This window comes from Roseobacter sp. GAI101 (assembly GCF_000156335.1).
Lineage (GTDB): Bacteria > Pseudomonadota > Alphaproteobacteria > Rhodobacterales > Rhodobacteraceae > Sulfitobacter.
Genome location: NZ_DS999216.1, coordinates 41,737 through 64,728 on the forward strand (window position 1 = coordinate 41,737; position 22,992 = coordinate 64,728).

The 22,992-nt window shown below is 56.5% G+C and carries 10 protein-coding genes and 1 pseudogene; 3 read left to right on the forward strand and 8 right to left on the reverse strand.

What is annotated here, in order from left to right:
* Positions 1-685: 685 nt before the first annotated feature.
* Positions 686-2,413, forward strand: a complete 1,728-nt coding sequence (locus RGAI101_RS20700) for an HsdM family class I SAM-dependent methyltransferase (RefSeq protein WP_008230176.1) — start codon at positions 686-688, stop codon at positions 2,411-2,413.
* A gap of 210 nt (positions 2,414-2,623) precedes the next feature.
* On the opposite strand, the pseudogene RGAI101_RS20705 reads toward RGAI101_RS20700, so the two are convergent.
* Both RGAI101_RS20705 and RGAI101_RS22040 read right to left on the reverse strand, forming a co-directional pair.
* Positions 2,624-2,860, reverse strand: a pseudogene (locus RGAI101_RS20705) (transposase); the annotation flags it as partial.
* A gap of 140 nt (positions 2,861-3,000) precedes the next feature.
* Entirely contained in the window at positions 3,001-3,366 is a 366-nt protein-coding gene (locus RGAI101_RS22040) for a hypothetical protein (protein WP_157044779.1), read from the reverse strand.
* A 141-nt stretch (positions 3,367-3,507) separates the two neighbouring features.
* Between RGAI101_RS22040 and RGAI101_RS21760 the strand changes: the two genes are divergently transcribed.
* Both RGAI101_RS21760 and RGAI101_RS22045 read left to right on the forward strand, forming a co-directional pair.
* On the forward strand, positions 3,508-3,780 hold the full coding sequence (locus RGAI101_RS21760; protein ID WP_083792123.1) for a helix-turn-helix domain-containing protein: 273 nt from the start codon (positions 3,508-3,510) through the stop codon (positions 3,778-3,780).
* A gap of 262 nt (positions 3,781-4,042) precedes the next feature.
* Complete coding sequence (locus tag RGAI101_RS22045) at positions 4,043-5,068, forward strand: hypothetical protein (protein WP_008230207.1); 1,026 nt, start codon at positions 4,043-4,045, stop codon at positions 5,066-5,068.
* Between the two features lie 431 nt (positions 5,069-5,499).
* On the opposite strand, the gene RGAI101_RS20720 is transcribed toward RGAI101_RS22045, so the two are convergent.
* From RGAI101_RS20720 to RGAI101_RS20745, 6 genes are all read right to left on the reverse strand, one after another.
* Positions 5,500-6,300, reverse strand: coding sequence for an efflux RND transporter periplasmic adaptor subunit (locus tag RGAI101_RS20720; RefSeq protein ID WP_198133762.1), 801 nt, complete (start codon positions 6,298-6,300; stop codon positions 5,500-5,502).
* A gap of 11 nt (positions 6,301-6,311) precedes the next feature.
* Positions 6,312-8,306: a preprotein translocase subunit SecA gene (locus RGAI101_RS20725; RefSeq protein ID WP_037230565.1), complete on the reverse strand. Its 1,995-nt coding sequence runs from the start codon at positions 8,304-8,306 to the stop codon at positions 6,312-6,314.
* On the reverse strand, positions 8,299-10,449 hold the full coding sequence (locus RGAI101_RS20730) for a hypothetical protein (RefSeq protein WP_037230567.1): 2,151 nt from the start codon (positions 10,447-10,449) through the stop codon (positions 8,299-8,301). The genes RGAI101_RS20725 and RGAI101_RS20730 overlap by 8 nt, the downstream gene beginning before the upstream one ends.
* Before the next feature lie 4 nt (positions 10,450-10,453).
* Positions 10,454-12,292, reverse strand: a complete 1,839-nt coding sequence (locus RGAI101_RS20735; protein ID WP_008230174.1) for an HlyD family efflux transporter periplasmic adaptor subunit — start codon at positions 12,290-12,292, stop codon at positions 10,454-10,456.
* A 133-nt stretch (positions 12,293-12,425) separates the two neighbouring features.
* A complete protein-coding gene (locus tag RGAI101_RS21410) occupies positions 12,426-13,058 on the reverse strand; it encodes a calcium-binding protein (RefSeq protein WP_008230263.1) in 633 nt (210 codons plus the stop codon).
* 71 nt (positions 13,059-13,129) lie between these two features.
* Complete coding sequence (locus RGAI101_RS20745) at positions 13,130-22,984, reverse strand: calcium-binding protein (RefSeq protein ID WP_008230192.1); 9,855 nt, start codon at positions 22,982-22,984, stop codon at positions 13,130-13,132.
* Between the last annotated feature and the right edge of the window lie 8 nt (positions 22,985-22,992).

Below are 22,992 nucleotides of genomic sequence, written 5' to 3' on the forward strand. Positions count from 1 at the left end.
TGATAAGCGCACGCCGGACACCGCATACTTCACCCAAGCAGAAATACGAAAAGCGGCATGAACATAAACCAGATGCATCTTAGCAGAGCCGCAAAACTGTCCTAAAAAGCAGGACCACTTCAATCCTCACCCGGGAACGCCGCGCGCTGAACAAACTCGATGAAATTCGCGGAAACAGATAAGAAGTGTCAGAATCGGAACACTAGCCGTAAGCTCACCCCGTTTAGGCGATAATTTCAAAAGGCAATTTAAAGACCTTTAGGCGCGTCATCGGGATTGAAATTTCTTTCAAAAATTGTTGGCTGGACCAGAAGTATTAAACAACTTGTCGATGCCGTTCTCATCCCCACTGTTCACGCGGAAAATGGTTACTTAATTAGGGTTTTTTATTACTTTTGACTTTAACAAAATGGTTACCCCTTTTCGGAATTTGGTTACTTTTGTACGGAGTAACGGAGAGAGCTGACGAAAAATGGTTTCCAGCTCAGACTGAAATTCGGTCCGATAACCAGACCTTTCGAAAACCACCGAAAATACGGATCTTTGCCGAGTAACCTGACTGGCCGTTCTGAGATCGCCCGAATGGTTAACGTATTCTTACAAGCAAGCCCCCCAAGCCTCAACGAAAACTGAGCTTAACCACCGGGGGATATTCTGTGTCCAGATTAAATTAAGGACACTCGACATGAAAAACTTTGATCCCTCTAACGCAAATTCTGAACAAATCATCTCTCATTCCAACTATGAAGGCAAAGCAGTTTTCCTCAGAAAACTAATCGTGAAAATGTCGACCGCTACCCACGAGCCGAGCCGACCGCTAGCGCAGACTCTAGCTACACATGCCGTCAAAAATAGATGGGCCGTATTGACGAGAGACCGTCATCACAGCCCACCTCTGCGGTGCCCTCCCGGAGTGGTGTGCCCAAACGTCCTATCCGCAAATCTGAGCGATCTTGCCGCGCAGTTCGGCGAAGTCATCGCCAACTGCAACGCTCAGTTTGCTGCCTATGAGGTCGGCATGCTTTACACCTCTCTTTTACCCAAGTCCGCGAAATCACTAAATGGGATTTTTTATTCTCCGCCTGCGATCTCGGGCATGCTTTTGGCCTTGGCTAACGATGCAAAAGCAGATTGGACCCGTCATCTTTTCCTTGAACCAAGCTGTGGTGGTGGCGTCATACTCACTGCGATTGCAGAACGGATGATTGACGCTATCAAAAGACAGCCCAGCTCCGAGATTCTAGCCCACCTATCAAAAAATCTCGTTGGATATGAAATCGATCCCTTCGGCGCTTGGCTCGCTCAAGTTTCAATTGATTTTTTGGCGCTGCCGTTTTGCACAGATGAAGATAGCAGGTTTCCCGTCATTGTTCGCTGCACTGATACGTTGGCCGTCAACGACAACGAACAGTTTGACTTCGTGATCGGTAATCCTCCTTTCGGCAGGACCAAGCTTACAGACGAACAAAGACGACATTTTGAACGCAGTACCTTCGGACATGCCAACCTTTATGCGCTCTTCTGGGACCAGGCACTTCGCCTCGTTCGCCTGGGAGGAACTATCGTATTTGTTACACCGACAAGTTTTCTCTCTGGACGGTATTCGAGCAAACTCCGCAATCTGCTGTCTGAACATACGGAACCAAAACGCCTGCAATTTTTTCGATCCAGAAGTAGCCTTTTTGAAGGTGTCAGACAGGAAATGGTAATTTCCAGCGTTACTCGCATTGAACCTCGCTCACTGATTACTGTCGAAGAAATATCCGATGGCGCACATGGTGAACTGGAAATCTACCAACTCGGGCAGCATCAAATTACAAGGGTACCAGGTTCACCGTGGCTGCTCCCACGATCCCAGGCAGAAGCAGGCATGGAAAACATTCTGAACGGGTTTGAGTGCCGGTTGGCTGACTTGGGTTACTCCGTTTCAACCGGCCCTCTTATCTGGAACAGGCATAAGGAAAGGCTCAGATCCAATAAAACTGGAACGAGTGTTCCACTGATCTGGTCAGAGGCCATTCGGCCGTTGGGGGTCTTTCAATGGCGCGCGTCGCGGCACCAAGGAAAAATCTGGTTTGAAACTGCAAACGGATCCGAACATCTACTATGTAAAGAGCCGTGCATTTTAGTCCAACGGGCAACCACAAAGGAACAGCCTAGGCGGCTCGTAGCGGCCCTACTCCCAAAAACCTTTCTTGATGAACACGTCTCAGTTGTTGTCGAAAATCACATCAACATCATCCGACCCATTCAAAACAAGCCTCAAGTCAACTTAGCAGTTTTGGCCAGCTATCTGAACAGCGAGACAGCCGACAATGTACTGCGATGCATAGCAGGTAGCACGTCAGTCTCAGCTTCCGATCTACTTACGATGCCCCTGCCCTGCCCAGGAAAAATCGCATGCTATCTGTAGGTCTGAGTCGTAGCCCTGCCCCCGCAGCAACTAATCCAACAACAGGATCAGATATTGCTGTGAAGCTGGGCTTTTCCGTTGGCCAGACTGGCTATTTTCTAAGTGTGGAAACGACTAATGCCGGCAAAAATTTTCAGGCTTTGATGAAGGTTTTGTTACCGGCCAACATTGTCAAAGGGCCTGGCTCGCGAATATCCGGGTTGCTCTTATAAGGACCCCCCGTTCTTCTCGGAGAATGCGATTTTCGCGCCGTAGCCTTTCGTTCTCTTTTTCCAGCCCTTGGTCTCGCTCTGGCTCCTTAGCCGAATCGCGCTGCGCCACTATCCATTTGCCCAGAGTGGACTTACCTATACCAAGATCGTCAGCTACTTGCTGGCGTGATCGACCGCTTGTCAGTGCAATCCGCACCGCTTCCTTCCTAAATTCATCGTTTTGTTGCCGGCCCATGTGTTTTCCCTCTCTCGCTGCCCGTAAATCCGTCTTTTCGGCTGGATAACGCACCAAATTGTCGGAGATCTCCCCTTATGTTGTTCACATCAATCTGAACCACAGATGCCAAGGCGAACACCAAAAGGGATCTCTTGAGACTAATCACCTCGTATTTTTCGAATGTTAAAATTCGTAAGTATCACTTCGATCTCACCCGTCTCTTCCATATGTTCGAAACAAGATCTCAAAAGACTGAAGAGCCGCCCTTTTTGAATTCCGGCGTCTCGAAACAGCACGTTGAACCATTCCTGATCTTCTGGCAGCACTGTTAAGTGCAACTGCCCTTGATATCTTGATTTTCGACGACCATCACGCCTGTTTGTGTTTGAGCCGCTAGAATTCGGCGGAAAGCTATCCGTTTCAGGCGGACTGTCTGCCGGAGCGAGAGCCGCGATGAGTCCATCGCGAACACTCTCTTGAATAAGAACTGCCAGTTCTTTTTCTGAAAAACCATTCCTATCCATACATCTCGTTTTCCGTTTGCCGACCCTACAAGAGAGAACATTCATCCGCTTGAGACAAGTTGGACGAAGCATTCATAGTATACTTCATTATTCACAGTATACTTCATAGTCGCAACCTCTATTTGTCTGCTTTGTCAGCGGATGGTCACTTCAGATTCAGATCCACTAATAAATGCGCTCGCAAAGGTACTTCGCAGACACCGCCACGCGGCCGGCTTGTCTCAAGAGGGCCTCGCGTTTAGAGCCGGCCGGAGCATGCGATATATTTCGCTCCTTGAAAGCTGCCGGCATCAACCAACGCTGGAAACACTAAAGAAGTTATGTGATGCACTTGAGATATCGCTGGGCAGCTTTGTGACCGAGATTGAAGCTGAAGCAAAACGAATCGAACGTCAGTCTCCCAAAAGCAGCTAAGGTCGGCAGTAAGACAACGCGCCATTTCACCCAAAGCTAAAATCAGCTTGACTGGAGCGCCAAGCCCTCATTTATTAGTTCTATGGCCAGCACATACACCGACAGAGCATTCCGAATATCCATCTGACTTTCAGACGGACAGTAGGAGTGCCAGGGGGCAACGGGCCTTATACACGCTTTTTAAGCAGTAGATGACTGCCGGCGCGCGGGTTCGACTCCCGCCACTCCTACCAAGGAAATAGCAAATTTGTAGGAGAGCTATGTGAAAAATCTTGAAACATTTAACTGGAATGATATCAGAACTTCTCTTGAAAGATCGCTTGGCAAAAAAGACATGCAGGGGTGGATTGAGGCCATTGATTTACGCATGCAAAAGATGCGCATTGAGCTTGGAGATTATGAATCCTTACCAAAAATTGCACGAATCGAGCAGGAATCTGGGTTCTTGGGCATCTACACCAAAGGCGCTCAGAGCGCGCGCGCGAGACAAATGCTTGACGACATCGTCCGCGAGGTCGAACGCAGCTGCGAAAGTTGCGGCAATGCAGCCCAAGCCCAAAAGATTGGCTCATATATCCGCACGCTTTGTTGTCATTGCTACAATCGCGTTTTGCGTGATCCACTCAAAGAGAATGACGGCTACGGTACCCGTCTCTATCTAGATATCGCTGAAAGCTATCCTGACCTTGTTTCGGACAACTGCACCTCATTGAGACCCGCTGTCGGCAGAGGATGGCTAAATAGCCTTGATCGATGTCTCCAGGAAATGGAGCGCGCTGTTTTTGAAGCAGACCTTCCGACAGGCACGGTTCAGGTTTCTGACGTCAAAGCAAAATATGGTCGAATTTCAGTCGGTTATCATAGACATCATGAGTGCGTAGATCTTGCTGAAGCTGGACTAGAGCTAGACACATCCAAAACATGCGCAATTTGCGGCCATTTTGGCGACCGACGGCGGGGGAAAGGAGGGGCTTATCCAGCTTGTGATTACTGTTCGTCTCAAAAGTTTGATCTTTCGGGCGGCTCTACTGACGGGCGGGAAGCAAGATATAGCCATCCCGCATCACTAAACAATGTACCAGTGCCCACTGGCCCAGAGTTGATGACGTATCATCTAGGCCCGCTTGTTACGAAGATTGCCGCAGAATTCACTGATTGGCATCCGATTACGATCATCGATCAACTGCTCAGCCATGATCCGGCAGAAAAAGGACGCAATCTGGTCGATCTTGTTCGTGACAAGGATGAAGCGGCTCTCTACCGCGTCCTAGCCGCACTCAGAAGATGAGGTGGTTTATTGTCGGGCAGAGTCTGGCAGCCGGGCCAAAACTGTCTGCCGCGCATCTTAATGCGGATCCTATTAGGACTAATGCGACACGTACCCTGCCAATCATGGATTCAGTCCATCAAGGGGAGCGGGAAGATCCCTGAGAACCAAAGGGAATGAAATGACTCGCGGGTTTTGTCACGTTGAGTCGCGCAATCGTCAAGTTGTGGTGCCGATGGTAGAGCCAGACAAGATGAGCAATGATCTGGGGCGGAAAGCCGTGGCCCCTATAGCTGATTTTCTCTGTTTGTATCGACACCGCCTACTCCCAGATCAACAAACCAGCAACATCAGGCCCGTTAACGTGACAACGCCTTGTAGCGAACAGCTTCAGACGAAATCAGGCGGGTGACGACTGCACATCGACGACAGGCCAACGCAGTCTAGCTGTTCTAGTCATCGATTTCGATCTTGCAATCGATACCCGCAACCAGCGCGCCCCCTAGGTTATCAAGCCTAAGACGAACGCCAAACGTATCGCTTGCGGCGTCAAAAACACGGTCGATTGCGATAACTTCGGCCTCATAGTGCCCGCCGATAGGGGCCGCCGGCTTGACCTTGGCCATTTGGCCCATTTTTACGGTGTTGAACATATCTGTAGGCAGGAAAACCTCAATATGCAGCGGGTCGATACGGGCAATCTGGATGATTGGGGCTTGGGCAAAAACGTATTCGCCGGGGCCAATCATGCGGGTGATCACAATGCCATCGACAGGCGCGTGGATATCACGACGCGCAAGCTGTGCCGCGACGCGCGTTTCGTCCAACGCGGCAAGGCGCTTTTCAAATTCGGCTTGGCGAAGTTCAAGGATAGCCTGCTCGTGTTGACTGACGGCTGAATCGACGACTGCTTGGGGGACCAGTTTCTTCGCACCAAGCTCTTTCGCGCGTTCTGCCTCGGACGCCAGCAAATCAATCCGGCTTTGAGCGATCTCAATCGGGGATGTATCGGTGGCCCGTGCCCGCGCATAATCAAGCGCCACCTGCTCGGCACCGGATTCAAGCTTGGCAACCAATTGCCCTTGAGTGACAAGATCGCCGCGCTGCACGGATATGCTTTCGATGATCCCCGCCTCTGCGCTGCCAATTTCGACCACTAGCGATGGATCCATCAGGCAATCGTATTCACGGGCAAAACCCGCGTTCGCGACCAACGCAAGGGCAATCGCCGAGGTGAGTGTATAGGATTTCATGGTCTTCTCCATCATTCGCCACGTCCACTGAACGCGAGCAATTCATCTAGGCTGTCATCCGCCTTGAGCAGGCTTTTGCGGATGCCGCTGTTGCGTTTTTCGCTGGCCCATTGCGCCAAATTGACCGACGGACGCGCAATGAAACCGGGGACCCACCCCCTGCCCCACGCAGTCATCGCGATCAGCGGGCGCAGCTTGCGACCGTAGAACACGCGCATCAGGTCGTCTTCCAACGAGACAAAGGTGACATGGCTGCCGGGGTCGCCTTGGCGGGCGGCACGACCATAAAGCTGCCGGTCGATCCGCGCAGCGTCGTGGCGCCCAGTCGCGATGACGTGCAATCCGCCTGCAGCGCGCGCGGCATCATCCAAGGCAATATCCGTGCCGCGTCCCGCCATATTCGTGGCGACTGTTATGCGCCCCGACTGGCCCGCTTCTGCAATAATCTCGGATTCCGCTTCATTCTGACGGGCGTTCAACACCCGGTGTTGCAATCCCTTCGCCGTCAAAAGCGCGCTAAGATGTTCAGAGGCGTCGACCGACTGCGTCCCGATGAGGATCGGCCTGCCCTTTTTGTAGCGGCGTACGACCTCGCGCAGGACAGCCTGCCATTTATAGTCAGCCGTGGCATAGCAAAACGCGCCCTTGTCCCACCGTTTGGACCGTTTGTTGGTGGGCACGCGACGGGTGCGCAGACGGTAAACTGCGCTCAGTTCACCCGCGACTTCCTGCGCCGTGCCGGTCATGCCGGACAAACGGATATAGCGCCGGAAGAACTTTTGATAGCTGATCCGGATCAGGGTTTCCTGACGCATCGAGATATCGACACCCTCTTTCACCTCGATCATCTGGTGCAGCCCGCGTTCCCACGACCGGTCCGCCATGATGCGGCCCGTGTATTCGTCTACGATCTGGATGCTTTCATCCTGCACCAGATAATGCTTGTCGCGTTTATAAAGCCATAGCGCAGACAGGGCCTGTCGGCCTAATTCCTCGCGGTGGGTTTCGGTCGCCCAGACCCCGCCAAGCTGCCTGGTCGCACGGCGCAGTTGCGCCTTGCCAAGATCGGTGAACTCAATCCGGAAATCACGTTCGGACAAGCTGAAATCCCGGGGTGTCTGCATGGCGCGGGCGGTGTTGATGGCTTGACGGTAGATCGTTTCCATCTCGGATGTATCGCCCTTCTGGGCGATTATCAGCGGCGTGCGCGCCTCGTCCACCAGCACGGAATCCGCCTCGTCCACGATGGCAAAGCACAGGCCGCGCATCATCACCTGTTCGCGGTGTGACCTCTGGTGCAGCAACCCTTCAAGCGCCATGTGCAGGGGCCGCGTTTCCGCCTCGAGGATCAAACGGTCCTTGAGATAATCAAACGTCAGCTGGTTGTTGGTGCAATAGGTGATGTCGCACGCATAGGCGGCGCGCCGGTCGTCCACCTCCATATCCTCAAGGATGACACCGACGCTGAGCCCCAAGAATTGGAACAGCGGGCCCATCCATTCGGCATCACGACTGGCAAGAAAATCATTCACAGTAACGAGATGCACAGGCACGCCCGACATCGCCATCACAGCCGCAGTAAGGGTCGCCGTCAGCGTCTTGCCCTCTCCGGTCGCCATTTCCGCGATCTGGCCTTGCAGCATGATCAGCCCGCCAACCAGTTGCACATCGAAATGCCGCATTCCCAGAACGCGGCCCGACGCCTCGCGCACCAATGCAAAGGCTTTTGCCGTATTCGCCCGTACCAACCCGTTCAGCCGCAGGTCCTCGGTCAGGGCGATGCGCATTTCCGTCAGTTCTTGGTTGCTGAGGGTCTGGAGTTTTCGCCCTGCCCGCTTGACTCGCATCAGGAACAGCCGCTTTGACACCGGCCTGCGCGCGAACATCTGCTGCAGGCGACCGTACGCGGCGGCCATGATCCTGTCTGGCGTGCTTAGGCGTTCGTCACTGCGTTCGGGATAGAACCCACCCAGCAACCCCGGCCGAAGGATCATCCGCTCAGACATTATAAAGCCTCAGGAACAGTTGCCGCAACGACCTGTAGGCCTGAACTCCCAGCGACGAAGTGCCATGATCGAAACGCACCCTGACCCGGCGCCCCAAAAGGATATCCTCGGACGGCTGCACCATCAGGATCTCAAATTCAAAGAAACGCCCCAGCGTCTGAACCCCGTTCGGATCACTTGGGTCGACCGGCACCTTGCCGCCCCCCGCAGTCCCCAAAGCAGGGGTCGGCAACTGCTGCGTCGCACCGGGCACCTCGCGCAGGATGACCGCCTTGACCGGTTCGGCACCCCATTCAACGGGCATGACGCTGACAGATTGGGTGTCATTGCGCACCAGATCAATCTGGTTTTGGCTCACAACCGTCCGGACCGTCTGCGTGTCCCGCTGCGCCACGACATATCCGATAACGCTGCCCTTGGCGACAAACGTGCCCTCAAGATCTGACGAGTTCGGCAGCACGGCCGTTCCATTTCGCGGTGCGCGAATGTCGAGCGCCCCCAGCTCCTCTATCATGCGGGTACGGTCGTTCAGGACGATATTGATTTCTTCGGCGATCAAAGCAGATTGCACCCTGTCCGTGCGGATCAATGCACTGCGCTGGATCTCAAGACCCGCCAACTGCGTGTCGATCAATTCAAGCCGCGCCCGCATAAATGGATCGTCAAGCTGCATCATCAGATCACCGCTGCGCACTGTTTGGTCCGCCGTGGTCGCAACCTTGGTGACGAAACCGTTGGTCCCTGCCCGTACCTGTGCTTGCTGGCTGGGCCATATCACACCGTCAACGATGCTATAGGATGGAAAAGGCACCAGAAACAGCGCCCCGAGGACAAATGCGATGACGGCAAAGGTAGTGATCAGCGCGCGGGGCCGGTTGGTGCGAAGCTTCGGACTTCCAGACAAGAACTTGATCCCTTTTCCGATGGGCAGCAAAAGCTGCGTGGTCGCAGCCCAGATGGCAAGCAATACCCCGATGATAAAAAAGCGCCCAGCGATATAGGCGATGATCGCGAACATGATGAACATGCGGTAGATGAACGCCGCGATGCCGTAGAAGACGAACCAGATGCGTTCCGACCACAGCGACGTCACCTTGTCGGCTTCGCGCATGCCGTAGATATACCGCTGGATCAGATAGGTCAGATAGTTTGTGGACCGTCCGCTCAGGTTTGGAATCTCGATCCAATCGGCCAGCACGTAATAGCCGTCAAAGCGCAGTAGCGGATTGCCGTTGAACAGCAACGTCGAAATCCCGCCAATCAACATAACGTTGAATGCCACCGCCGTCACAGCGCCGGATTCAGCGTTCAGCCAGACGAACAACGCGATCGACGCGAGCAACAGCTCAATCATGATGCCGATGCCGCCGACCAGCATTCGCTTGTGTTTGTCCCGAAAGGCCGATGCCGCCGATGCGTCAACGTAAGGCACGGGGATCAAGACAAGGAACATGATCCCGATTTCGTGGACCTCTCCTCCGAACTTCTTGACGGCGTATCCGTGGCCCAATTCATGGAACGCCTTCACAACGGGATAGACCAGCCACAGAACGGCCAAGTTGCCGGGGTTCAAAACACGGTCGGTGATGTTCGTGGTCAGCGCACCGATATTCATCGCCGCAAACACGGCAGCCGTCAGCACCAGCAGCAGCCAGATCACGGCAAAGGTCTTGGTCAGAAACGGCCGGACGAACGGCAATGTTGCTGTTAGAAACCAGTCGGGGTCCCAGATTGGGACGCGCACCGCCAAGGGCGACCAGACCTTCTGTTTGATCTCCATCCGCTTGTGCCGCTGGTGGCGGCGGAACAATTCGCGGCTGTCGGGTGACACATCGGCGACCAAGGCGTCTGCGGCATGAAGCTGCCCAAGCAGTCGGATCGCTTCGTCCTGCGTCGGCGCGCGTTCGCCAAGCTGTTCGTTGGCGATATCCCAGACTTCCCCCAACGACCGCGTGCCGTCTAGCATGCCAACCATGCGATATGCCGCAGGGGAAAAACGGTGCGACCGGCCCGTAGCCAGATCCTGCAGGATGAACCAGATGCGACCGCGGTAATCATGGCGATAGATATTCACATGCCTACGCAACCGTGGTTTCAGGTCCTTGACCCGGTACCACGATGGCGAGAATAGCGAGCCAGCCAAAGAACTATGCCCTCCAGGACCAGAAGGTCATACGCACCCACAGCACCAGACGGCGGGTCCAGATCTCGACAAGGCGACGTTCGTCGACCTCAATCTTGGCAACCCCTTCCATACCGGGGCGCAGCGCCTCAATCGGGCCGTCCTCGATCGAGGCTTCGACGTCAAACATATTGGCACCGTTCAGCGGGCTTGAAATCGGCGTTATCCGCTGCACCGCGACGCGGTAAGGCGTATCGGGCAAAGCGCTGAGCACCAAGGGGCCGCTGGCCCCCACCGTCAGATCGTGGATATCGCGTTCGTCCACGCGCAACGTCACACGGTATTCATCCAAGGGGGCCACTTGAAACAGTACATCGCCCCGTTCAAGCGGTGCGCCAAGCGCTTGGCTCAGGTCGCCCGAAACCACCAGACCGGTAAAAGGCGCGCGGATTGTCATGCGTTCAAGCTGCTGATCCAAAAGGCTGATCTGCGCATCCGACTGTTCGATCTGTGACGACAGAATGCGCGCCTGCGTCCGTTCGCGCTGCGCAAGCGCCTGACTATATTCCTGCTGTTGCTTGGTCCGGTCGCCCAGCCATTTCAGCCGCTCAAGACGAATGTCACGGTCTTCCAGCCGCGCCATCACGGCCCCTTTCTGAACCAGATCACCTGCGCGCGCTTCGGACTGGACAAGGTATCCGGCAATCGGCGCGGTTACGACACGCTGGATTTTACCCTGAACAACCGTCGTCGCGGTAACGCGGTAGGTGCCTGTCGCGTAATAACAAAAGGCGACAAAGGCGATCAACGCAATCACGCCCAGCTTCAAAAGCGCATGCCGCGCGCCGAACAGCGCCTTGAAGAAATTCGTGATGGAATCCCATATTTTCGCAGGCAGCCAACGGTCTTCGCGACGTTTAATATCCAGGACGGGGCCGATCAAAACCGCTGCCTGTTCTGCCAGTTGCACACCACCCGCGTCAAAACCGTCAGTCGACTTGCGCTGCAGCAGCATCGCGCCAATCGTCTTGCCCTGTTCGGTCAGGGGCACAGTGCACAGGCCCGTCCCGCCCTCGTGATCCGCCAGCGCCGTATGGGCGCGGCGCACCCGCGCGGGCGACCCTTCAAGAGGAGGATGCGCAATGACGGCTTGTTGGTCCACAGCTTCGTCCATCGCGGCTTCAATCAGCCGCACAAGGGTCGCGCGTTTGCCAAACGTCGCGGAATTCGACAGCGCGCGCATCCGAATATGCCCGCCCCGCATCATGCCAATCGCCACAAGTTCGCAATTCAGCGCACCGGCCAGTTCCGTCGCGACGGCTGTGGCGGCTTCGGAAAAACGGGTGTGATGCAAACTGGTAGCCAACAGTTCGATTACCGTGACAAGGTTGTCATTCCCACTGATCCGCTGACGGCGCACCACCGCTTCGATCCAACCAGATGCCCATTGCAGCTGTGCCACGACCCGGCGCAAATCAGTGTCGCCAGAGTTATCTGACAGCACGGCCAACACGCCACGCAGTTGCCCGCCGATCAAAAGCGGCACGGCGATCGCCGCGTTGTCGTTCTTGCCGGTTTCCACCAGCATGCGTTGGCCTTTCAGGCATCCATCAACGGCGCGCATCAACTCCGGTGCAGGGCTTGCGCCATCGGGCCACATCGCAACGGGTTCAAACTTGGCCTTGCCGGTGCCCGCCATGACGACAAGCCCCTGTTGGATACCAGACGTCTGTTTCGCAAAGGCTTGCAACCACGCCGCAGCAACCTGCGCCATATCGGTCCCGCTGCGCAGTTTTTCAAGCGTTTCGGCGCTTAGAAACGGGTCGTCCGAAGCAGACCCGATGGCTTTGGTAAATTCATTCAAGCCGAAAATCCCTGCGGTAGTTGGCTGCCATTAAGCATGTATACATCAAAACCTTGGGGGAATTGTGGCCAATTCCCCATAAAATCAATTCTTATAATAATATTGGTATCTTAGACGCGTTTATTACGTGATTTCAAGGTGCTGAAATCGAGAGGATAAACGGAGCAAGCGCAAAGCGAAGCGCGCTGGTGCCAGCGACATCAAAGGTCAGGTTAGCGCGTGCAAAGTCATGAGCGAAAGACGTCAGGAACTGTTCCGTCACCATCTTGCGCAGATCCTCGTCCAGATCACCCCCGACATAGGTGTTTGAGCGGCTGGACCAGTTGCAATAATCGCCATACCCACCATAGCCGTAAGGCGAAGGCGTATAACGGCCATAGCGGTCGCCAAAGGCGAACACATCATAAGACTTGCGGTGACCAGAGATGGCATCGTGACCTGCGCCCCCAACCACAATGTTGTTGTATCCAGAGGATGAGAGGTAATCGTCGCCGTCCCCACCAAACAGGATATCCGCACCGCCGTAACTGTAGATGCGGTCATCGCCGTCTTCACCATCCATCAGATCGTTTGCACGCGTGCCGTACATCCGGTCGTCACCGGACCCGCCCATGACGACCTGACTGGCATCATCGCCATAGCGCAGTTCGCGGCTGTCAGAGAAACGGCCCGAGCCTGCATAAAGCCGGTCGTGGCCTACCCCACCGTCAATGAAGTTAGAGCCCGACACGCCATCGATCCAATCATCGCCACCGTTGCCAGACATGCATTGTTCCGCTCGTTACCCTTGATGTATCGTCAAAGGCGATCCAGAGACATCTCGACCCGCCAGCCGTGTTAGCTTGAGGGACAGGTTGATCTTACCGTGATGGCGACCGCCATTGATGATCTGCGACTGCTATCGCGCAGGTTCAGATCAACCGAGCCGATGAAATCGCTGAAATCAAGTGCGTCGCCGGTATCGTTCATCAGGCCCTCAGGTGTCGTGCCGTTGTCGGAGCGCTTGGAGGAGCGCTCGTTCTCGATGAAGTCGCTTTCAAACAGACGGTCAATGCCAAGGCTGCCACCGGCGAAGACGTAGGTATCATCATTGGTACCGCCCCACGCCCAGTCATTGCCACGACCGCCTTCGATCACGTCCTTGCCACCTGCAGCTACGTCCATCAGCTGCAAACCCTGAATGGTGTAGGGGTCAATGCGGTCAAAGACGCTGTTATAGTATTCGCGCTTTCCGTTGTCGCTGAACCCGTCAAGGCCGATGATGTTGCCACGGATGATGATCACTTCGGCGTTGTCGCCAACGATCCGGTCATCGCCGTCCTCGCCCTTGATCGTATCATCACCATCGCCACCGATCAGCACGTCCCCTTCGGCACCACCAAGGATCGTGTCGTTCGCCGTTCCGGGCGCGCCCGTCAGCGCGGCAAAATTGAACACCGTGTTGTCAAAAATCCGCATGAAGCCCTGATCCCCAAGCACGAGGTCGGTATCAAGGTCGCCCTGCTGCACCACATTGGCCTTATCAGCGCCACCGACAATCTGGATGCCTGCAAGGCTCGGCGTGTCGCGGTCATGGAGATACCACTTGCCCTTGTGCTGGTAGCCGCCCGAGTTGATGCGCAGTTCGAACGCGTCACCGCTCACATCGCGGAAGATCACAACATTGGCAGGCAGGCTTGGGTTCATCGGGTCATATTCGATGAATTCACCGGTAAAGTTCGCGCCTGCCGGATCGTTCAAGCTGATCGACTGACCATTGGCCGACACCAGACGATACCCACCATTGCGCGCCGCATCACGGTCTTCTGCATCAATGTAAAGATATACGTCATAGCTGCCGGTTCCGTAGATCGCGGTTAGGCCTGTTACATCGACGCCCAGTTCAGATTTGGACTTGGCATAGATATAGCCGTTGAACAGGCTACCGTTCTGGGTGTCGGCGTTGATCTGATCGTGATCCTCGACATAGACGTCGCGCACATACTTGCTATCCAGATCCTGACCTACAGTGACGCGGATGCCTTCGTTGGTCAGCATGGAATCCACGCGGACGTCATAGCTCTTGGATTTCTTGTACCAGCCCCAACCTATGTCCTTTGCAAAGGTCTTGGTGAAGTTGCCCTGATCCACGAAGTTCGTCCAGGTGCCCGCAGCTACAAAGCCTGCCGGACCGTCAACCCAACCTTCGTCAACCTGCGCACCAAAGTTGAAGCCACGTGCAATCACATCTGTGCCCGACGTCGCATCATCCACACCGTTGTGTTCAAAGATGTCGCCGGTGTTGATGGTGTCATCACCCTGTCCGCCAATCACGCGATCCGTGCCGTTTCCGGTCAGGATCGTGTCATTGTAGTTCGGCGTCGCATCACCATCGCGGCTGACGATCTCGCGCAGTTCGCCAAATTCGACAGGGCCAACTGGACCGGTGCGCAGGAAGGTCAGCATACCGCCGTCGCCCAGAACCGTATCGGCATCAAAGCGGCCCATATCGGCATCACCGGCGCTGTTGATCATGTCGTCACCGGCACCGCCAAGGATGATGTCTTCGCCACCACCGGTAATGATCACGTCATCGCCCCCGATGCTGTCGGCAACAGTCTGGAACTTATCAATCGGATAGGACTGACCAACAATCTGCAGCCCCGAAATGACAGGGTAGCCATAGCGTTGGTTCGACGGGATCGACACTTCGATGGTGATTTCGCCGCCCGACAGACCGGTTGCAGCAACATAGTTGCCCAGACCCGGCGCATTCCGCTCTTGCGAGGTCACGCGGATCAGATCGCCATCAAAGTTGACGCCGTCAGGGTCACTGACGAAATAGCTTTCAGACCCGATGCTGACCTGACGCACAGTGCCGTACTTGCGGCTGGTCTTGCCGTCATCACCATCAAGGTAAACGTAGATGTCGAACGTCTCGTAATGGCGATCCAGACCGCTCAGCGTGATGACCAGTGTGTCGTCGTGACCGGTATAAAGGTATCCCTCGTACAGACGGTCGTCCGCCGAGTTCGGATAGGGGATATCGCTATGGGTATCATCATTGGCGTCGCGGGTGCGGTCTTTGTTGTCACGCACGCTCCAGTCGATGGTGACATCCCGCATGATGGCACCGGTTTCGGCGCGCACCAATTCTGCCGCGTCATCACCAAATATGCCACGATCCTCGCTCAGCTCGTTCCAGCCATCGGCACGCGGTGCCGGCTTGTCAGAGGCCGAGTTGCCCGCACCGGCAACACCGTCCACCGTGGTGTCCGCGCGATAGTGATCATTGCCAAAGTTAAAGCTGATGACGCCGAATTCCTGACCACTTGGATCAGCAGCTGTCGGGCCTTCGAATACACCGGTCTTGTTCAGCGTGATCTTGGCGTTATCGCCAAAGACGACGTCGGTAAAGTTGTCCACGATGCCCGCGTTGATCGCATCATTGCCGTTGCCGCCAAAGATGATGTCGGTCGACAGACCTGTGCTGATCACATCATCGCCGCCAAAGGCCGGGTCAATCGACACGATGTCGCGCAGGAAGGTGTAGGTACCCGTCTCGGGGTTCACAAAGTTGATGTAGCCGTGGTCGCCCAGAACAATGTCATACCCGTCGGTGCCGCTGAAATCGCCGGCAAAGTCTGTGACAATAGTATCATCCCTGGCACCACCAAATACGATGTCGTTGCCCAGACCCGTCGTGATCATGTCATTGCCGCCGATTGCGGGGCTTTGCGTGGTCACACTCAGGATCGCGATGGGCAGATCGCCAAAATTGGTCACGGTGCTGTCAAAGATCGCGGTGCCGTTGTCGCCAAGTACGATGTTATCGCCCTGACCGGCGTCGATTGTGTCATCGCCGTTGCCACCAAAGATCAGGTCGGTGCTGGCACCGGTGGCGATCATGTCGTCATCGCCCAATTCATCCGCAATCGACATCAGCGTGCGCAGCGCCAGACCAAAGCTTGGCACGTTCGTCTCGATCGCACTGGATTTCAGCAGACCGCTATCGCCCAGAACGATGTTCGACCCTTCGGAGGCGTAAATCTCGTCCTGATCAAAGCCGCCCAACACAATATCGTCGCTGCGACCGGTCTTGATCACATCGCGCCCGCCAAAGGCCGTGTTGATGGACGTCACCAAGTCGAGCGTCGCCAGATCACCATCACGGTTCCAGTACGCGGCACCAAAGTCACCGAAGACCAGATTGATCGCGTCAGTTTGCGTCGCAGTCTCACCCACGTTTGCCGTGATGGTGTCATTGGCACCGCCACCAAGGATCAGGTCAGCGCCATAGCCCGTGCGGATCATATCGTTGCCGCCCGTTGTGGGCGATGTGGTCGAAATCTCGACCACCGCGATTTGAAGGTCACCGAAGTTCGGCGCTTCCGTCTCGAAAATCACATAGCCGTTGTCGCCCAGAACGATATTGTTGCCCTGCCCCGCATCGATGTCGTCGCCCGCCTGACCACCCAGAATGATGTCTGTGTCGTCGCCGGTGCGGATCTTGTCGATGCCACCACGGGTATCCTCGATCGTGCGGATTGTCTGCAGTGCCAGACCGAACGCCGGTACATTCGTCGCTTTGGCACCCGACAGGATTTCGCCGCTATCACCGATGATCAGGTTTTGACCCTGGCTTGCGTCGATATCGTCATTCGCGTCGCCACCGATGATGATATCGCTGGCGCGGCCCGTGCGGATGAAGTCGTCGCCACCCACGAAGGTGTCGGTCGAGATCACACGATCCAGCGTCGACAGATCATTTTCGTCGTTCCAGTAAGCGGCACCAAAGTCACCAAGGATAAGGTTCACCGCATCGCTTTGCGCAGCTGTCTCGCCCAGGTTTGCAACGATGTTGTCGTTCCCAAAACCACCAAGGATCAGGTCAGCTCCATAGCCCGTGCGGATGATGTCGTTGCCGCCGGTGGTCGCATCCAATGTCGCGGCATAAACCAGCGCATATCGGAAGGTGCCAAAGTTCGGCGCTTCGGTTGCCAGCTGCACCTCGCCGTTGTCCCCAATGACGATGTTGTCGCCCTGACCCGCATCGATCACGTCACCCGCCTGACCACCGATGATGATGTCCGTGCCGGTGAAGGTGTTGATCGTATCCGCCCCACCCACATCGGTGAAGGTCGAGCTAAACGACGTCGGCGCGCGGGCCACGCCATCGGTCACATCCGTCAGACCGCCGGTGCCAAGACGCAGGCTTACGGCACCGTTCTCATCCATATACTCAAGCACGCCACGGTCGCCGAACACGATATCGTCCACTGTGCCCGTATCAATCTTGTCGTCATCCTGACCACCGAAGATCACCAGCGGGCGGGTCGTATCGGGCGATGTGACGATGTCAGCGTCGCGCACGGCATCATACTGGTCATAGGGACCTTGGGAGTTCAGCACAAAGAAGTCATCGCCGTCGTCCAGCGTGATCTGAACGTTATCATTCCCCAGACCAGTGTTCAGCGAAGTCACCGTTTGCGCGCCTGCTATGGCCCGCAGGTGCGTCGCGTCGATAAAGATCACATCGTCGCCAAAGCCGGTCCAATAGGTCACGCCGCTGAGGAAGTTGCCGTTCGCATCAGCGCTATAGCCGATGGCAGCGGGCGCGATGCCGACGACATAGATGTCGGTTTGATCAATGAAGGTCTCGTCGATGCCGCGCGCAATCGCAGCGGCCTGTGCGGCGACCCGGTTGTCGGTGATCAGCGCGCGCTGCGCGACCGTACCGTCAGCCAGAATGGCGGCTTCGTCAGAGATCATCAGCTGATGACGACCGATGCCCGCATCAATGTTCAACAGCCCGGTGATGTTATTCAGATGGCCGGTCAGGAAACGCGTATCCGTCGTCAGGTCTTCTGCGGCCTCGGAGGAGATATAGATCCGCTCATCCCCCTCACCCAGATGAATGATGGTACGGGCAGTCGTACCCTGGATGTTCAGCACGTCGTCATTGCTGCCCAAGGACAGGTCAAGGAATTCGACGTTGTGATAGCCAATGCCATCATTCTGCAGCGTTGTAGCGATGCTGTTGGTCTGCTGACCGGCGGCCTTCAGCGCGCCTGTTACGGACAGTTCGATCGGCGCACCTGAACGGCTGGTGACGGTCAGAATGCCATTATCGGCGGTCGCAACCAGATGCGGGCCTTGCGCCGCTGCGATCTCGTCAGCCAATTTCTGCGCCACAGTCTGGTCCGTATCGCCCAACGCGGCGGTGTAGCTGAAGACAGACGCCGCAGCGGTCAGACCGGCAATCTGCGTCGGTGTCACCAGATCGGTAACGGTCACAGTCCACCGCTGGCCAACGGTTGGCGCTGCGATTGCGATGTCGGCCTGCGTATAATCGCCACCCAGCCCGCGTGTATTGATGCTGGCGATGCGTGTACCGGACAGTTCGCCTTGCATGGTCAGATAGATGGCATCCCCCAAGCGGTCCACGCCGACGTTGTGCGTGTAGGGCAGGAAGTCGAAGCCGTTGTTCGGGTTCAGGATCGGATCAAGTGCCGCGAGGATCTGCTTTTCGCTCGCGTTCCAGGCAATCGCCTCGGTCGTCCGCAGCGCGACCACACCGTTCACATCCGGCACCATGAAAGTCAGCGTGAAGATCCCGCTGGTCGCGGACAGGCGCAGCACTTCGACATTGTCACGAACGGGCGTGATCATGCCCTTGCGTAGCTCTTCGATTGTGACTGCGGTGGTGGAATCTGCCGCCGCATCCAACCCGGTGGTGTCAACCACGGTCAGGGCATCCACATCAAGACCGCCAGCAAGACCACCAAATTCGATTAGATAGGCGATGCCGTCTTTGGTCTGGACGATCTCGACTGCGACATCATAGCCGGTGATCGCCGCAATCTGCTGGCGCGCACCTTCGGTCGCGGCGGCGATGGTTGCGGCATTGGCTGAATTGTAGACGAAGGCTGTCAGCTCTGCGGTGGCGCTGGTACCGTTAAAGCCCAGTGTAAAGCGACCACCAATTGCGCGGACCGCGATCTGCTGGACTTCGGCAACCGATGGCATGTCCAGACCGGTCAGGCGATCACCGGTCAGGGTCATCACATTTGCATTGGTATCAAGGCTGTCGTTCAGGTTCAGTTTGTCGCCCGCGTCAGCGCCCATATCCAGAACAAGTTGGCCAGTGATCTGGTCAAGGATGCCACGGTCCGACCCGACGTTGACAGTATCATTGCCGGTGCCTGTCGTGATGAAAGTGTGACCATTGGTGGATTTCACGTTGATCACATCATCGCCACGACCCGTGTCGATGCGTGTCTTGCCCTTGTGCGTGCTTTCAACTGTCAGCGTGTCGCCGTTCCGGCCCAGACGAATATCAAGAACTTCGATATCGCTGTAGGCGATGCCGCCCGCGATCCGCTTTCCTGCGATCACAACGTCATCGCCCATCCCAAGACCGCTCAGGCGGCTTGCCGTCAACACGCCCACGTCAGCGGCAGGGCTTTCGCCGTTGAAGATCGTCAGCGTATCAACCTGATCGGCCTCATCGACGCGCAGGTTCGCGTTCACAGGCGCGTAAGAATAGAGGATGTCCTGACCTGTCGTAAAATCATCTGGCAATGCCGCGGCAATCGTCGCGGACGTACCGGACACGACAGGTGTCAGGCTGCCGGGCAACTTGTTGGCCAGCGTCTGCGTGATCGACGCGACATCGGCGGTGGCAACGGCACTCCGGCCGTTTTCGTCAACGCTCAGCGTCCATGTTGACCCGGCGTTCGGATCACGCACGCGGATCGCCGCCATCGTCCAGGTGACGCCAGCCTGCTTATACTGCTCAGCCACAGGTGTGCCGCCGATGATCGCCTTGCCATCCGTCGGTGTCGTCACATCGATATCAAAGCCGCCAGTTGCGTCACCGTCTTCAACAATGCGCAGGCGCGTCTCGCCGACAAGGTTCACAATGGCGCGGGCTTTGAACTGGGTGGTGGCAGCATTGATCGCCTTGGCCAGTTCCAGCGCGATCGTTCCGGCAAAGTTCTGACCAGCGGCGGGCGTATAGCTGACGGTGATCTGACCAGCGGTCGACCCAGGTGTCGGCGACAGCGTAATCGAATATGTGCCGAACGACGACGCAGCGGTCAGATCAACTGTGGCTTCCAGCCAATCGAGCATGCCCAGAACGGCGGCGCTTTGGTCCGGTGTGCCGAACACCTCAGCCGCGCCAATCGCGGTGGCATCAACGCCGTCAACACTCAGGTCAACGGTGAACGGCGTGCCTTCACCGATTTCGGTGCCGCTGGCAAAGGACAGGATGTCCTGCGTGGCGCTAACCACATCAACACGGTCGCCGCTGCCGTTGTCCCCAAAGGTCGCAACGTCATAGATCGTCGCTGTGCCGTTGATGCGTGGATCAAAACCGGGACGCTCGCCGTAAAGCTTGTTCACATGGGTCAGCGCCTGATCGGTGATCGTGGTCACGCTGTCCGTTGTCTCGATGGAGTCGGCTGTCCCGCTTGGCAGCTTGTCGTTGGTCTCGCCCGGACGCAGGATCGGGTTGTTTAGCTCGACTGCTGTGGGCGATTTGCCCCCGATCACGTTGATCGGGCCACGGATGGAATTCACACGCTCGTTAAACGCCGCGAATACCTTCGCATCTCCACCGTCGATGATCTCGTCATCGATCGCCAGAACCGTGATCGTCTGTGCCTTGTCCCAGTTGGTCTTATCAAAGCGGACATACTGGCGCAGCGTCATGGCACCATCGCTGTCCGCAACAGTCGATCCGACCGGAATGATTTCGCCGGAGGCCGACAGGGTGGCGCGCTTGTCCGCGATCACCTGAATACCGACAACCGTGCCGTTGACGGTCACATCATAAATCCGCGCGCCACCGTCTCTGATCCGCTGATCGTCATCGCCTTGGATGTCGCTGGCCAGCTTCGCGGCGAGCGTTGCAAGGCTGTCACCGGCGGCAACGGTCTGGCTGTAAAGCTTGCCTTCAAATGTGACATCCCATGTCTCACCAATCGCTGGAATACCGGCGAATTCGATCTCGAGCACGTTGTCGAAGCTGAAGTCAGGCACAGTGCGCGTGAAGATCGTGCCACGGGTATCCGGCGTGATCATCGTCTCGACAAAGAAGCGTGGCAAGGCTGCCGAATTGGTTGCTGTGATCAGGATCGCGTTCGACGTCGGCACGGCGGTGTAGTTGGTCAGGGCATCGATAGCGTCAATCAGACCGCCGCGGACAGATGCCAGCGTATCACCATCCTGAACCGTGTACGTCGCAGTCACCGCACCAACCTGATAGGTGGCGTCGTCATAAAGCGTGACGGACCAGACCTCGCCCTCGACAACCGCTCCGGTAAAGGACAGTTCAGCGAATGGGGCCGCGACGCGAACTTGAACGCGGTTCGCTTCGCCAAAATTGGCCGCCGCATCAAAGGCCACGTCGCCATTGTAGGTCCGTGTCATCAGCGGTGTCACATCAACCGTCACCCACTTGTCACCGGTCAGCGCGCCGGTCAGCACGATGTCAAAGCTGTCGGTGACGCGGTTATCGGGACCGTTGACGCCGTCGCCGGCAAAACGCTCGGCCACGTCGGTGGAGTTGCCGCTCTCGCTGATCTCGACCGTTGGCGCATCGTCATCCAGCAGTTTCAGATCGAACGCCGCAGGCACGATCTGCTCTTGATTGTCACCAGCAACGTAGTCGTAAGTCTCTAGCACGGCAGCGTCCAAACCTTGCGCAATGTCAGCCGCACTCAGGCGCAGTCCCCATGTCGTGCCTTGGGCAATCACACCGCTGATCGGGCCAAAGCTGACAGCGGCGAAATCCCAATAGGTCACGCTCAGCTTGCGCAGGGCGCTGTTGACAGCACCCGTCTGGCTGGTTTCGGCACCCACCGTTTTCAGACGCACGACTTCCAGACCGAAGGGCGGCACGCCAGCGGCATCTGGGCGCTTGAAGATCACGATGGTGTTGTCGACGAACGCAGGCGGCGCAATGCTGTTGCTGCCCGCCGCAGACAGGCTGGTCACGCCAGTATTCGTGATCGTGACGATCGAGAAGGCATTGCCAGCAGGCCGCGAGATCGAGATCGCCCCGCCCGCAGAAACATTGACCACATACCCTTCGTCCAGCGCGGCAATCTGGTCAGCGATCTTCTGGCCGATCCCCGAGATACCGTTTTTGAGGTCCGCTTCGACAGACGTATAGCTGACCAGTGCGCCATCAAGCAGAATGCTCCAGGTCGCATCAGCAGCGACACCACCGATGATAGACGGTACCAGCGTCGCAGTCCGGTACAGCTCGGACGCGGCATAATCGGTGCCGGCCAGTTGTGCGACCAGGCGGCCCGCAATGCTTTGCAGCGTATCGCCGGTGACGGCGGTGACCGATACAGTCAGGCCGTCGAGAATGAGTTCCCATGTCGACCCGATCACAACACCGCCCGCAGCATTCTGCGTGCCGTCAACGGTCGAGGATGTGAGTGTCACGACAGCAACCTCAAGCGCGCGCTGTCCATTGACCGGCAGTGCCGCCCCAGAGGGTGCGACCGCCGCAAGCTCGAACGCCTCTCCTTCGATCAGTACGCGCATCTGGCTGTTTGCCGCAGCCTCAATATCGAAGCCGTTGTTGTAGAATGGCGTCTGAACCGATGCTTCAAGGCTGAAGCCAGCAGCATCGCTGATCTTCAGCGCGCCACCGATAACGGCAGCGGTCAGCCCGCAGCTTGCGCGCGTCACCGTTGATC

Coding starts and splice junctions, on each gene's coding strand:
- RGAI101_RS21410 (WP_008230263.1), bottom strand. CDS start 13,058: ATGTCTGGCAACGGTGGCGATGATTGGATCGATGGCGTGTCGGGCTCT.
- RGAI101_RS20700 (WP_008230176.1), top strand. CDS start 686: ATGAAAAACTTTGATCCCTCTAACGCAAATTCTGAACAAATCATCTCT.
- RGAI101_RS20725 (WP_037230565.1), bottom strand. CDS start 8,306: ATGTCTGAGCGGATGATCCTTCGGCCGGGGTTGCTGGGTGGGTTCTAT.
- RGAI101_RS20720 (WP_198133762.1), bottom strand. CDS start 6,300: ATGAAATCCTATACACTCACCTCGGCGATTGCCCTTGCGTTGGTCGCG.
- RGAI101_RS22040 (WP_157044779.1), bottom strand. CDS start 3,366: ATGGATAGGAATGGTTTTTCAGAAAAAGAACTGGCAGTTCTTATTCAA.
- RGAI101_RS21760 (WP_083792123.1), top strand. CDS start 3,508: ATGGTCACTTCAGATTCAGATCCACTAATAAATGCGCTCGCAAAGGTA.